The organism is Sphingobacterium sp. B29 (genome assembly GCF_001952815.1).
Classification (GTDB): domain Bacteria; phylum Bacteroidota; class Bacteroidia; order Sphingobacteriales; family Sphingobacteriaceae; genus Sphingobacterium; species Sphingobacterium siyangense.
The window spans coordinates 1,596,790-1,611,263 of record NZ_CP019158.1; the positions used below are offsets into that span (position 1 = coordinate 1,596,790).

11 protein-coding genes are annotated in these 14,474 nt (G+C 39.7%); 3 read left to right on the forward strand and 8 right to left on the reverse strand.

Features of this window, described 5'->3' with window-relative positions:
- Positions 1–19 precede the first annotated feature (19 nt).
- From BV902_RS06670 to BV902_RS28510, 5 genes are all read right to left on the reverse strand, one after another.
- Entirely contained in the window at positions 20–364 is a 345-nt protein-coding gene (locus tag BV902_RS06670) for a PadR family transcriptional regulator (RefSeq protein ID WP_070564875.1), read from the reverse strand.
- A gap of 492 nt (positions 365–856) precedes the next feature.
- The gene (locus tag BV902_RS06675) at positions 857–1,135 is read right to left on the reverse strand and encodes a hypothetical protein (protein WP_075991259.1); all 279 of its coding nucleotides are present in this window, start codon (positions 1,133–1,135) and stop codon (positions 857–859) included.
- Positions 1,136–1,138: 3 nt separating this feature from the next.
- On the reverse strand, positions 1,139–1,852 hold the full coding sequence (locus BV902_RS06680) for a hypothetical protein (protein ID WP_075991260.1): 714 nt from the start codon (positions 1,850–1,852) through the stop codon (positions 1,139–1,141).
- A 179-nt stretch (positions 1,853–2,031) separates the two neighbouring features.
- Positions 2,032–4,269, reverse strand: a complete 2,238-nt coding sequence (locus BV902_RS06685; RefSeq protein WP_075991261.1) for a Tex family protein — start codon at positions 4,267–4,269, stop codon at positions 2,032–2,034.
- Positions 4,270–4,354: 85 nt separating this feature from the next.
- Positions 4,355–4,876, reverse strand: a complete 522-nt coding sequence (locus tag BV902_RS28510) for a Sec-independent protein translocase subunit TatA/TatB (protein WP_083663500.1) — start codon at positions 4,874–4,876, stop codon at positions 4,355–4,357.
- Between the two features lie 242 nt (positions 4,877–5,118).
- On the opposite strand from BV902_RS28510, the gene BV902_RS06695 reads away from it, so the two are divergent.
- The gene (locus tag BV902_RS06695) at positions 5,119–6,495 is read left to right on the forward strand and encodes an MATE family efflux transporter (protein ID WP_075991262.1); all 1,377 of its coding nucleotides are present in this window, start codon (positions 5,119–5,121) and stop codon (positions 6,493–6,495) included.
- Between the two features lie 99 nt (positions 6,496–6,594).
- Here the strand turns inward: BV902_RS06695 and BV902_RS06700 are convergent, their stop codons facing one another.
- From BV902_RS06700 to BV902_RS06710, 3 genes are all read right to left on the reverse strand, one after another.
- A complete protein-coding gene (locus BV902_RS06700; RefSeq protein WP_075991263.1) occupies positions 6,595–7,944 on the reverse strand; it encodes a dihydrolipoamide acetyltransferase family protein in 1,350 nt (449 codons plus the stop codon).
- A gap of 112 nt (positions 7,945–8,056) precedes the next feature.
- Entirely contained in the window at positions 8,057–9,316 is a 1,260-nt protein-coding gene (locus BV902_RS06705) for a competence/damage-inducible protein A (RefSeq protein WP_075991264.1), read from the reverse strand.
- Between the two features lie 286 nt (positions 9,317–9,602).
- A complete protein-coding gene (locus tag BV902_RS06710; protein ID WP_237241998.1) occupies positions 9,603–12,236 on the reverse strand; it encodes a putative LPS assembly protein LptD in 2,634 nt (877 codons plus the stop codon).
- 201 nt (positions 12,237–12,437) lie between these two features.
- Between BV902_RS06710 and BV902_RS06715 the strand changes: the two genes are divergently transcribed.
- Positions 12,438–13,238: an N-acetylmuramoyl-L-alanine amidase family protein gene (locus BV902_RS06715; protein WP_075991265.1), complete on the forward strand. Its 801-nt coding sequence runs from the start codon at positions 12,438–12,440 to the stop codon at positions 13,236–13,238.
- 61 nt (positions 13,239–13,299) lie between these two features.
- Positions 13,300–14,247, forward strand: a complete 948-nt coding sequence (locus tag BV902_RS06720) for an MlaD family protein (protein ID WP_075991266.1) — start codon at positions 13,300–13,302, stop codon at positions 14,245–14,247.
- Positions 14,248–14,474: the final 227 nt, after the last annotated feature.

Consider the following 14,474-nt stretch of genomic DNA (forward strand, 5'->3'; position numbering starts at 1 on the left):
ATTTGTAAAGGGTATCTGGTTATAATGCATGCGTCAAAGTGGTTAAATGTTGGTTTAAGCTTGTCCAGTACGTTCTCATCTCTAAGAAAGTACTTTGGCCTTCCTTTGTTATTTTGTAATATTTTCTTGGAATCCCAGTTTCCTGAGGCACCCAGTTCGATTCGACCAGGCCTTCGTTTTTTAAACGGATCAATAAGGGGTATAAAGTTCCTTCAGCAATATCAATGGCCGTTTTCTTCTTGACCTCCTGGATAAGATCATAGCCATAGTATTCCTGATCATAGGCAAGAATACCTAATACAACAAAAGAAAGACTTCCTTTTTTTAGCTGTGAAATCCATTTGTCAATAAATTCTTTGTTCATGCAAGTAAATATATAACAAAATACATAGTAATACAATGTATTGTTTTAAATTTTTAATATATCTTTTAATAAAGGAAAGTGTTCTAATTAAAAAAAGATGGGGGAAGTGGATTTGATGTTACTTCGATTGAGTTTTTTCTAAAAAAAAACACTTGAAGTGGGGAACTTCAAGTGTTTAACCTAACCAATTATTAACCTAAATTTATGAAAAGTATACTTTCTCAAGTATAACAAACTATGTTCAATATCTGTGCCATTCTATTTGTTAGTTTTATAATATTTTTCTTTGTGTTATTTTTGTTACGTATTATCTCCGGATTTGGTTGATGTTATATCTTATTTGGTAATATTTTTATGTTTTTAAAGATATTCGATAGCCTAAAAAAGTGCTGAGTTAATTTTCTATACTATTTTTGACTACTTTATTACCCAAATTGTCCTTTTGTGTATATAAAAGAAAACAGCGGTTGTCCCAAAATAGGCTAATTGTAGTTATGGAGCGTAATATTTGAAGAGGTCTTTCCACTCATCATCCAAATTACCTTTGTATACGTTTTGTTTGGCACGACGATACCAATATTCTGCATTCCACTGATCGCCTTCTTTGCGATGTAAATAAGCATGAACATGTGCTGCGTCAGTTCCGCCCAATTGATCGATCAGGTCATGCGCGGTTTTCCAATTTCCTTTTAGATCATACCAAAGTGACTTTTGTACCGCTGTCCAATGCTGAAGCGGAGCTTCAAGAGATTGAAATTCTTCTATTGTCATATTTTATTCTGTTATTTCTTTGCTCCAAATTTCATAAATATCGTCTCCTTTCGAACTTTTTCCTTTATGATGCCATGCGCCATTTAGGATTTCACCACCAAAGGCGAGTTCTTGCCCAACTCTATTATTGTCTCTCGAAAAGAACTGTATTTTTTCGGAGTACCGATTATTATTGTACTGATAGTCACCTCCGCCTGTACCATAGAAACCCTTTTGAGCAGGATTAATCGCTACCCATTGAAAATATCCATCAACCAATATTTTGATTGTTTTACGATCTGCTTTGGGAATATCTTGCATTTTGCCTTCTTGCTGGCGACCAGTGATCCGCCAAAGTGCATCAAGGTCTTGTGGAACTTTTTTCTGCTTGATATAGAGATGGTAGCTATTGGCAGTTTTTAGGCGAAGGGAGTCTGCATCAATCCGATAAGGTAATTGGGTTGTTTTACCAATGGCCGCCGAATCCTGTGAGTTATACTCGACAGCGATAGTGATCAGATTATGCTGCTTATCAAGTGCGCCGCCCCAGGTATGCTGAAAACGTTTTCTGACGTCATCGTAACTTATAAATGAAATATAATGGTCTTTAACGAGCATTAAATGTTTATTGATGCCATCCTGATACAGGTAGGCCCCGTCGTGAAGTTGCTGCTGTGCCTGGATTTTAGAAAAATAGATTCCAAAAAATAGAAAGAATAGGAGGGTACAATTTTTCATAACGGGTCTAAACTTGTTTCCCCTAAAGATACAAAATAAAACAGCGACACGAACGACGAACATTGGATTTAATCGAATCAAAAAAAGCTGACCAGGCGATGCCTTGCCTCCAAAAAGTTAGACACTTTTCTTGGCAGTTCAGCGAACGGTCAGCTTTTTTGATTCGGAGCTAAATGTATCTATTTAAATTTACTCGCCAATGCAGCTAGCTTGCTGGCCATATCCGTTTGTGGTTCGGCCTGCTTTTTAAAATCATTTTTTTTGTTTTTGGGTAGGGCCGGCTTCTCATCTGTTTTCATTGACAATGCGATGCGACTACGTTTTTCGTCTACTTCTGTTACCGTTACCATGACGTGTTGCTGTACTTTGACGACTTCATGGGGATCTGATATATAGCGATTAGATAATTGGCTTAGGTGTACCAAACCGTCTTGATGTACGCCAATATCAACAAAGGCTCCAAAATTCGTAATATTGGTCACGATTCCGGGCAGTTTCATGCCAACCCGTAAGTCGCCAATGCTGTTGACCCCATCCGTGAATGAAAATGCTTCGAATTTTTCCCTTGGATCTAATCCGGGTTTTGCTAATTCATTTAGAATATCGTTTAATGTCGGTAGTCCTACTTCCTCCGAAATGTAATTTTTTAGGGGAATAGATTTCCTGAGGTCAGCATCTGTCAATAGGTCCTCCACTTTTTTTCCCAAGTCTTTGGCCATTTGTTCCACCAATGCATAACGCTCGGGGTGTACTGCAGAGGAATCCAATGGATTTACCGCATGGCGAATGCGAAGGAATCCTGCTGCTTGTTCAAATGCTTTATCACCAAGGCGAGGAACTTTTTTCAGTTCGCGTCTCGATGCAAAGGGACCATTCTCATTTCTGTATTTGATGATCTGTTGGGCCAAAGATGGACCTAGACCCGAAACATAGGATAAGATTTGTTTGGAGGCAGTATTCAGTTCAACACCGACCGCATTTACACAGCTGATAACAGTGTCGTCCAGAGAAGTTTGGAGTTTATTTTGATCAACGTCATGTTGATATTGTCCGACACCGATCGATTTTGGATCGATCTTAACCAGCTCAGCCAAGGGATCCATCAATCGTCTACCAATAGATACTGCACCACGTACCGTAACATCTTGATCTGGAAATTCTTCACGAGCAGTTTCGGAAGCCGAATAAATAGAGGCTCCACTTTCATTGACCATAACGATGGTAACGTTATTTAATCCGAGTTTCCGTACAAATTCTTCCGTTTCGCGACCAGCGGTTCCATTGCCGATTGCGATGGCTTGGATATCGTATTTCGAGACTAAATACTGAATTGTTTTTTTTGCTTCTGCCAGTCCATTGGCACCCGTATGTGGAAAGATAGCCGTATTTTCTTTGAGTTGTCCCTGTTCATCCAGAACAACCGTTTTACAGCCTGTACGAAATCCTGGGTCGATCGCAAGCAGCCTTTTCTGCCCTAGTGGAGCGGCTAGAAGTAATTGGCGAACATTGTCGGCAAAAACTTTGATGGCCTCTTCATCGGCTTTTTGACGTGTCAATACACGAATTTCAGTCTCCATGGAAGGTTTTAACAGACGCTTGTAGCTATCGACCAAGGCGAGTTTTACCTGAGCTGCGGCATCGTTGGCACCCTTAACATAGATGGATTCGATACGGGGTAGAATTTCTTCTTCATTGATCGCTATATCTAAGTAGAGCAGCTCTTCTTTTTCCCCGCGGCGCATGGCCAGCACACGATGGGAAGGTGCATCCTTCAAAGATTCAGACCATTCGTAATAATCTTTATATTTTAGGGCGGCTTCTTCTTTTCCAGGAACTACTTTTGAAACAAATGCACTTTTTTCGAGGAATATCGCTCTCGATTTGGCTCTCACTGTCGCATCTTCGGCAATGACCTCTGCAATAATATCGCGGGCACCTGCTAGTGCCTCCTCTGTATTTTTTACGCCTTTTTCTTCATCAATTAGACTGTCGGCAAGGGCGAGGAAATCGCCCGTTTCTTGCGCCAAAATAAGATCCGCTAAAGGTTGCAGACCTTTTTCACGTGCCACACTGGCGCGGGTTTTACGCTTAGGTTTGTAAGGCAGATAGATATCTTCAAGACTAGCCATGGTTTCGGCATTCAAAAGCTGCTGTTCAAGCTCCGCTGTCAATTTCCCCTGATCGTTGATAGATTTAAGAACAGCTTCTTTACGTTTATCTAAATCGCGCAGCTGCTGGAAACGATCTCTGATATTGGTGATTTGAACTTCGTCCAAACTACCAGTCATTTCCTTACGGTAGCGTGAGATAAACGGAACGGTAGCGCCTTCGTCTAATAGTGCTATAGTCGTGCGAACCTGTTTTTCGCTAATAGAAAGCTCGTTAGCAATAGTAATTTCGTGTGTTGATAAGCTCATTGTCGGTTTAATCTTAAAAAGTAGAGCTGTTGAATCACCATTCAACAGCTCTAAGTATATCTAATTATAAACTAAAGTAGTAAAATTAAGCAGGTTTATTGGTATTGTCCTGCTCAGGAACTTTTTTATCTTCTACCTCGTTGTTTTTAGTTTCAGCAAAATGATCGTTATACCCGTATGTGATGTGGGATGGCTCTTCGCCGTAATCGGGTTGTTTATGCGGATTATGTTCGACGACACCGGCAGGTGTTGTGAATTCATATTTTTTCTTAGGCTGCTCTGTTTCTGAACCTTCTACGGTTTCCTGTGGCTTAGCCTCTTCTTCGTGTGCTGCTTGAGCCTTTTCCTCAGCTAAACGCACATCATTAGGAACAGCTTCTTCTTTTACTTCTGTTTTAACGTCTATGTCTTTCTCGAAATTATTGATTTGATCTGAAATTTCACGCTTGATACCTTCTGATGCATCTTTGAACTCACGTATTCCTCTTCCTAAACCTCTCGCCAATTCAGGAAGTTTTTTGCCTCCAAAAAGTAACAAGATTGCAAACACAATTAAGATCATCTCTTGTGTTCCGATGTTTAGAAATGCTATTACTGGATTGTACATACTCTTTTTCCTCTTCTTTTGATTACTAACTAGATGCTAAGGTACATTTATATTTCTATAGTTCTTAGACCCAAAAGTAAATTTAAGATAATTTTAAGGTATTTGAAACATAAAAATTACTTAACAAAGTGCGGTTATTTGATGGGTGTAAATTGTTGTATTTTTGCTAAATATTTTTTAATATGACGATAGGGTAGCAATATCTTCGTATTTTTGTGGCTATTTTTTTAGGGAAATCGATTATGTTGGGAAAATTTAAAACATTTAAACCGTATTACAAAAGTACGATGGTATTGGCGGGGCCGGTGGTGATCTCACAATTGGGACATACACTGGTGCATACCGCAGATAGTGTGATTGTTGGACATTTTGCAGGAACCATTCCATTGGCCGCAGTTTCGTTGGTACATGCTGTTTTTATGGTTGTTATGGTTGTCGGGTTGGGAATTGCGTATGGCATTACGCCATTGATTGCGCAGGAGAATGGCCGGGATAATAAAAAAGAGTGTGCCATATTGTTGTCCAATAGCTTTTGGTTAAATATTATCGCAGGACTCTTGTTGTTCGCTTTAGTTTACTTTGGTTCGATGTTGGCTATCGATCACCTCAACCAAGATCCGGCCGTGGTGAAGGAGGCAAAGCCTTATTTACTTATTCTAAGTTTATCGATGCTTCCGTTGATGGTATTTAGTACATTTAAACAATTTGCTGAAGGCCTGGGCTTTACAAAGCAAGCCATGAATGTAACTATTTGGGGAAATGTACTGAACATTATTTTGGCGATCATCTTTGTCAAAGGGATGTTTGGCATTAGTCCTATGGGGGTGAAGGGAGTCGGATACAGTACATTGATCGACCGGGTGTTAATGATGTCTGTGATGATGACCTATGTATTGCGATCGCAGAAATTTAAAGGATATATTCAATATTTTAAGGTGACATTGGTCGATCGGCAACGATTGCTTAAGATCGTGCGCATCGGGGCACCCGTGGCTATGCAATATGTATTTGAAATTGGGGCTTTTGCAGGGGCTTCCCTATTAGCCGGTACGATAAGTGCTACAGCGCAAGCTTCTCATCAAGTAGCCATCCAGCTGGCCGCGATGACGTATATGATGGCGAGTGGTATCGCTGCTGCTGCAACAATCAAGGTGGGGAATAGTTATGGTAATAGAAACCTTTTTCGCCTCGAACGATTTGCCATCACTTCGTATCAATTGGTGTTGATCTTTATGGTGATTACAGCGTCTTTGTTCGCGTTGTTGAATAATTATTTACCTTATATCTTTACCTCAGATCATGCTGTGGTGATTATTGCTTCCCAGCTGTTGATTATTGCGGGACTTTTCCAATTGTTTGATGGTACGCAAGTTGTCGGTCTGGGGGTGTTACGTGGTATGGGGGATGTGAATATTCCAACCCTTATCACATTTATTGCTTATTGGATTATAGGGCTACCAAGTGGCTACCTCATGGGAGTGGTATTTAACTGGGGTATCAAGGGGATTTGGTATGGGCTGACATTAGGCTTGTTAACCTCTTCGCTTTTACTTTATCTGCGGTTTCAATTGGTGATCAAGAAGAAGAAAATACAATTCGAACAAAGTATGTTTAAGTAACAAAAAATATATTTTAAATAATAAAAATGCCCCAAATAAGTGTCTAACTTTTTGGGGCATGTCTATTTAAGAGCCTTTTTTATTTATCAATTTTGATGGCTAGATTACTCTATTGCTATCCCAATTTTCCAGGTAGTCCGCCACACGTTTTAAGAAGGTACCTCCGAGGGCACCATCGATTGCACGGTGGTCGTAAGAAAGTGAAAGATACATCATATGTCTAATACCAATCATATCACCATACTCTGTTTCTATGACTGCTGGTTTTTTCGTAATTGTACCTACAGCCAAGATTGCAGCTTGCGGTTGGTTAATGATAGGAGTTCCCATAATATTGCCAAAAGCGCCGATATTGGTGAATGTAAATGTGCCATCTTGTGTGTCGTCAGGTTTTAATTTATTTGCCCGTGACCGTTGTGCGAGGTCGTTGACACTTTTACTCAAGCCTACTAAGCTTAATTGATCTGCATTTTTGATAACAGGAACGATGAGATTGCCATTAGGCAATGCTGCCGCCATACCAATATTGATGTTTTTCTTCTTGATGATATTGTAACCGTCGATCGAGATATTGACCAATGGAAAATCTTTGAGCGCCTTGCTAATCGCCTCGATAAACAAAGGGGTGAACGTAATGTTTTCTCCCTCGCGTTTTTTATAGGCATCTTTAACTTTATTGCGCCACAAAACTAAATTGGTTACATCTGCCTCAACAAAAGAACATACATGGGGAGAGGTTTGTACACTTTTGACCATATGGTCTGCAATCAACCTTCGCATACGGTCCATTTCAATGATTTCATCACTGCCATTGGCAACAGTGTGAACATGCGATGGAGCAGTGGAGATTATTTTCGGAGATTCTGTAGCCGTGTTCGTGTGCTCTGCCGGAATAGACCTTGGTGTTTTTGCCGATGAATCTCGATGTGTTACATACGTTAAAATATCTTCCTTTGTCACTCTTCCCTCTGCTCCAGTACCCTGGATACGGTCAAGTTCATCTTGGGACAATCCTTCGTGACGTGCGATATTCTTTACTAAAGGTGAATAGAAACGAAGGGTATTCTCGTAGGGAGAAGACGAAGTTTCAGCCGCTACATTTGGCAGCTGGTCTACACCAGGGATATTCAACTCTATGATCTCTTCGGGAGCTGTCGCTGAAGGAGCTGTATTTTCTTGTGCTTGAATCGCAGGTTCTTCATTTTCGCCCTCAATTTCTATAATTGCAACGACTTCACCAACTTGGACAGTCTGGTCTACGGTATAGCAATGCTCTTTTAAAACACCTTTTACAGGGGAAGGTACCTCTGAATCAACTTTGTCCGTTGCGATTTCCAATAAAGTGTCATCTTCATCAATCAGGTCACCAGGTTGTTTTAACCATTTTGTGATTGTTGCCTCGGATACACTTTCTCCCATTTTTGGGAGCAAGAGTTTATATAAAGCCATATTTTTTAGCAATCTCGTTATAGAAAAACGAAGTTAAATAAATTGTGGTTTACTTTCAACAATTTAAAATATTATTCCCTAAATAACGTATTCTTTGAAATATTATTTTACTTTATTGTGTGTCTTGTTCTTTTTCTTTTACAAGCAACTTCCACAAAAGTAATAAAGCATTCATACGGGTACGTTCGATGTTGATCAGTCTTTCGTTATTAAACTGAAACTTCTTAGTTAAAACTTCTTTTTTTCCCGCAACAGCTACCCAGATAGTGCCAACCGGTTTCTCAACTGTTCCACCACCTGGCCCCGCTATCCCAGTTGTCGCAATAGCATAATCCGACGAAAATGCCTTTTTTGAACCCGAAGCCATTTCTATAGCAGTCTGCTCACTTACTGCGCCATATTGGATCAGTGTTTCTTCTTTGACGTTCAACAATTGTTGTTTTAAAGCGTTAGAGTAGGGGATAGTACCACCAAGGAATATAACGCTGCTTCCTGCTACTGCGGTTATTGAAGCGGCAAGGCTACCACCTGTACAGCTTTCTGCGGTAGTCAATGTAGCACCTCGGCGGCTAAGCTCTTTAATTAAATAAGGTTCGATGCTGGTATCATAATCTGCAATGACATATTGTTGTAAACGATGGAGTAGCTTTGTTTTAAAAAGGGCAACCTGGAGCATAATGTCAGATTTATTCCTGCTTTTACCAGAGAGTCTCAATCGGATAAAGGCCAAGGTTGGTAGATAGGCCAATTTTATGCTTGAAGGAAGTTCTGATTCGATATCCTTTATTTCTTCTGCCAAATAAGATTCTCCGATTCCGCCGACCAAAATTGTCTCATGACAGATAAATAAGTCAGGATCCTGTTTGGCTAATAAAGGCAGCACATGTTTTTCCATCAGAAATTTCATCTCAAATGGCACTCCAGGCATAAAAATAAACTTCTTTTGGTTCTGGTGTACCAGCATGCCGGGTGCAGTGCCATAGTCGTTAAATAGGACTTCACAATTTGCCAAAACATCGGCCTGCTGCAGATTGATGTCGAGCATTTTTAGATTGCGTGATTCAAATATGTTGGTCACGTGCCGAAGTACATGCTCATCCCGTATCAAGGTAGTTCCAAAATACGCTGCGGCGGTTTTTTTTGTTACATCATCTTTCGTCGGGCCCAGACCTCCGGTGATTAAAATAAGATCTGCCCGAGCTGAGGCCTCCTTCAATGTCGTTGAAATAGCCTCTTCGGTATCAGGGATCGATGTCATTTGAACGATATCGACTTCGAATTGGAGCAGTTGCTTGGCAATCCAGCCTGAATTGGTATCAATGATCTGCCCGATGAGGATCTCATCGCCTATGGTAATAATCTCTGCTTTCATCTTTAAAATAATTATGAAAATAATTATGCAACCACCTCCCTACTTTGAAAAATGCATCTGCGGGGTATAGTGTTGGATTTTCTCAATCTTTTGGTGTTAAAATGTCCATGCGCTAGCGCCTAAAAAATGAAAATTCAATACCAGAAGATTCAGGATATAAACTTACATAAAATTGCGGCTCAACGAAATGTTAAAAATGTATTTGATGGAAGAAGTTTTTTGAAAAGAAGCTGATGGTTCTGCTGACCAATACAAGTACGGCATTTCAAAAAAAAAAGCAGTTATTTTAAAAATAACTGCCTCCTGAACTGGCTCTTTTTGTGAGCTTAAGATCTTGTAAGATCGATGCCTTTGCACGTATGGTGACGTTATAGCTTCGGAACCGGCCGAAAGGCATCCAGCCAAATGACATATCCCAACAATGCAGATCCCGATAGATATTGAAAGAGGTCATGACCACTTCCTTCTGTTTGAAATCGTATCCCGATTGAAAGGTGACTTTCCATTTTGGTGTAACACTGAAGTCGCCATGTAAATTCAATGTGCTTGTGATCTGGCTCTGCATTCTTCGTGTACTGGAGTTGAACGATTTTGCCATATTGAAACTGAACGATGCCGCAAGGTTCCATGGGATATTAAAGTCCACAAATGCGTTTGGATCTGAGCTGATTCGAGCCAGGGCCTGTGCTTGCTCAGGAGTCATACCTGCTCCAGACATTTCTTTTCTTAAAGAATCGATATTGTTATTACGTGATTTCGCAGCTTTAGGATTCAGACTATAGTCAAAGGAAAGACCAAAGTTTGTCAGACGGGCAAGGCTACCGTCTTTAATGGCATAGCGATTGACGCGGACACCATTTTCATTGACCGAATAGGGATCAAATGTACCGTTGAAGTTTACATTCATCTTTTGGTCGAAAAAAGCTGTACGGCCAGAGAAAGTAATTGGGGACAACTTTAACGAGTCGGCAACAAAGTTGTAATTTCCGCTGAACGTCAGACCTTGAAGAATAGGGATTTTCTTTAAGCCACCATCTGTGGTGTCGGATTTACTTTTGACCTTTGCTTCGATGTTATTGTCAATGGAAAAACCTATCCCTGCAGATTTTCCTGCAGAAGGAGATCCGTAGACACCCTGACTAAAGATTGAGTATACATTTCTGTTCCCATATTGATCGTTATAATGCTGATAGAAACCATATCTTGGATCCGAAAAATCGGGTCTATAGTTCAGGTTGATCGACGGTGTAACGACGTGTCTGATCTCCTGAAGCTTACCGATTTTCGGATAGTAATATCCATAAACCTTGGTCGAAAGTCCGGTCGAAACAGAGTAATCGTATGCACGATTGAATCCCTGAACGGTATCGATACGTTGTTTATAACCTGCGGCAGTATTGTCGATGCTTTGTCGTGTACTTTGTAAATACCAACGCTCGGTATAATTTACACTGGTATTGAACTGAAAATATTTAAAAGCATTGAGTGATAAACTGATTGGAATATTGTGTTGGAAACCATTTTGGAATTTTTTGAAACCTCCTGGTTTAAATAACAATGTATCAATAGTGCTTACCGAGTTTTGTGCTTGGAAACTATAACCGACATTGATGCGTTGATACCATTTTTGTTCACCGACACGGTCTTTGCTGTCAAATGGATTGAAAGAAGATACGTTTAAGCTGATATTTGGTAAACTCATCTGTATACTGCGCGTAGCCATATCCTGATTATGCGTTAAGCTGGCCGTGAGGTTTACCTTGCCATCGGCAAATACCTTTCCATAACTGATGGACGAGCCCATACGGTTACGTGCAAGGTTTTCATAGGTGTTTTGTGTACTTCCGGTTCCGGTATTTTGAAAGAAAGAACTTGTACCAAAGTTAACACTTGCAGAGAAAGATGTTCCTGGATTGGCTTCCTGGCGTTGGGTATGGTTCCAAGTGACATTAAAATCCTTATTGGAGCCATAATTAGATGTTCCTTCAATACCCGTTTTGGTATTGGCATAACGGATATTAAAACCACCGTTAAATTTATAGTTGACGGTATAGCGCGTATTGATGGACGCTTCCCATGAACCTTTAGAATACAAGGAACCTCTAATCTCACTGTCCCAATAATCGTTGAAGGCCAAATACCAACCGATATCCCGCATCGAGAATCCTCTGGTATAATCTTCCCCAAAAGATGGGAAGAGAAATCCAGATGCTCTTTTATCTGGTTTTGGGAAAAACGCAAATGGAAATGCCACCGGCATGGGGACACCCATCACCACAAGATAAGCCGGACCGGAAATAATCTGGTTTTTAGTGACAATTCCTTTGGTGATATGAATGCCGAAATGGGTATGCGGATAGGGTAGATTACAGGTACTATATAATCCCTTGTATATCGACATTTCGTCGTAGATATTCTTTCGCACAATATTGGCCTGGATAAATCCACCATCAACTTCGGTCATAATACCGTAGGTGTTTCCCTCTTGTTTTTCGTAATCGTAATAGAGTGAGTCTACCGTTTTCGGTGATTCACCATTTCCCATGATGACGATAGGACGCCCTACATATTTACCACTTTTGTCATAGATCCCAGAAGCAAAAATCTTTTTCTTGTTTCGGTCAAGACGGATATAATCGGCAGAAAGTTCAAAATCTTGGTATTTTACCTTTGCTCCGCGATAAAGGTGACTTATATTCTTGGCAACTTCAGATTTCTGCGAGTCAACCGCAATAATACTCACTTCAGCCTGCAAACCACTTCCTTTTTTCTTGGTCGTATCGCTTACAGATTTGGTCGTATCTGCAGTTTTGGATTTACTCGTGTCTTGCGATTTATTGGTCGCCGAAATAGGATCTTTACCTTGAAGTCCGTTCTGTTTTAAAGGAATATTACTTTGAGCAAAGCTAGAATTGCCCATTGCAAGAATGATAAATAGTGTTAAAATGTTGATTAACGACTTCAAAATTAAAGACAAATGTTATTTTTGTGAAATAATGTTAAACTTCGAGAGACAAAATTAGTCAAAAAAGCAATAGAAAATATGTTAAATATCGTTATCTATTAAAGAAATAATATAGACTCATTTTGATTCGTTTATAGTAGAGCAAATAATTATTCAATGAAATCAGATTTAAGAATTAGAAAATGGTGTAGCGTTGTGTTTGCTACTTTGGGATTTTTTTTATTGAATTCTTTCAAATTAAACAATGGGCAGGTAGAGCCTCCGGACTACCAAATAAGAACGATTGTAATTGATGCTGGCCATGGTGGAAAAGATACAGGGGCGGCCGGACGGCGATCGTTGGAGAAAAATGTAGCCCTTGAAGTTGCTTTGAAATTAGGAAAGCAGATTCAGAAGGATATTCCAGGTATCAAGATCATCTACACAAGAACGACCGACGAATTTGTTGAGCTTTACAAACGTATTCGTTTGGCGAATGCCAATAAAGCCGATTTATTTATTTCAATACACTGCAATTCCAGTGGTGCTAGTGCACATGGTACCGAAACTTTGGTCTCTGGTTCGCATCGTTTGGGACAGCAAGATGCTGCCGTTCGCGAAAATGCTTCCTTGTTACTGGAATCAAACTATAAAGAAAATTATCAGGGATTTGATCCAAAAGACCCTGAAAGTGCGATCATCTTTTCCTTGATGAAAAACCGATTCCGTGAAAAAAGTATTCGCCTGGCACAGATGATCGAAGGTGAGTATGTGAAAGCGGGCCGATATAGTAGAGGATTTTGGGAGAAAGGGTTAGCTGTGCTAGCAGAAGCAGGTATGCCAGCTGTATTGACGGAAATTGGCTTTATTAGTAATAGAGAAGAAGAGAGCTATCTCCTGTCTGATGAAGGGCAACAGGAGGTTGTTGATAATTTGGTTTCGGCTCTGAAAATTTATAAAAATTCTGTAGAACGCTAAACAGATTTGCTTTTATGCTGTTTTAAACTTAAATTAATGATCATTACTAAATAGGTTATTTGTGAAAATTTCAAACGAGACAAAAGTCGGCATATTAGCAACAGTTGCAATAGTTTTATTATTTATTGGATATAGCTTTCTAAAAGGAAATGATGTTTTTAGCAGCGATAATACTTTTTACACGACCTATACGACTGTAGATGGCCTAACTCCCTCCAAGCCTGTCCTGGTCAATGGCTATCAGATTGGGCGTGTTTCAAAAATGATTTTACAGGCAGATGGGAAGATCAAAACGGAGTTTAAGATCCATTCTCATTACGATATACCAAAAAACACAGTAGCGAGAATTTCAAGCACAGATTTGTTGGGAAGTAAGGCTATTGTTTTCGAAATGGGCAACAGTAAGGAATTGGCAAAGGATGGCGATTTTTTAACTTCAGGTGTTCAACCGAATATAATGGATAAGGTTGAACCCATTCAAAAACGGATCGAAACAATTACCATTAAACTGGATTCAACGCTATCGGTCGTCAATACTGTCTTAGACAAACAGTTTCAGGACGACTTTAAAAGAAGCATTCATAGTATTTCCACTTCTTTAAAAAATGTGGAAGGCATCACCAAAGATGTCGAAGGTCTAGTGGGGGATGAAAAGGGAAGACTGAATAGAATCATGGCTAATCTGGAATCTATCACTTCCAATTTTTCACAAAATGGTGAGAAAATCAATGCGATTATGTCTAATCTGAATAATATTACCGATAAGGCCTCCCGATTGGATTTTGAACATACCATGAACAAAGTAAATGCTGCAGTCAATGATTTTCAGGAGATCACTGGAAAAATTAATAGTGGTAAGGGATCTATCGGTTTATTGCTCAATGACGAAGCTTTATACAATAATCTTAATAATGCTTCAAAGGAAATGGATAATTTGATGAAGGACGTTAAAGAGAAACCTGGGAAATATATCAAACTTTCCATCTTTGGAAAAAAAGGTGAAAAGTAGATTTCAGCAATCAAATCGGATAATATACATAAAAGGCCTGCATATAGCAGGCTTTTTTCTTTTCATAGGATTGCCTTTGGACGTTGGAATTTGTCGACGGTCCTATACCCTAAATTTGCTCCCTTGGTTTATGTTTTACCGAACAGTACTTTCCTGTAACCGAGCTTATACGATGTTCTAAATTAGCACCGTTTTAACTGCCTTTTTACAGGGTATTAACACCGGGT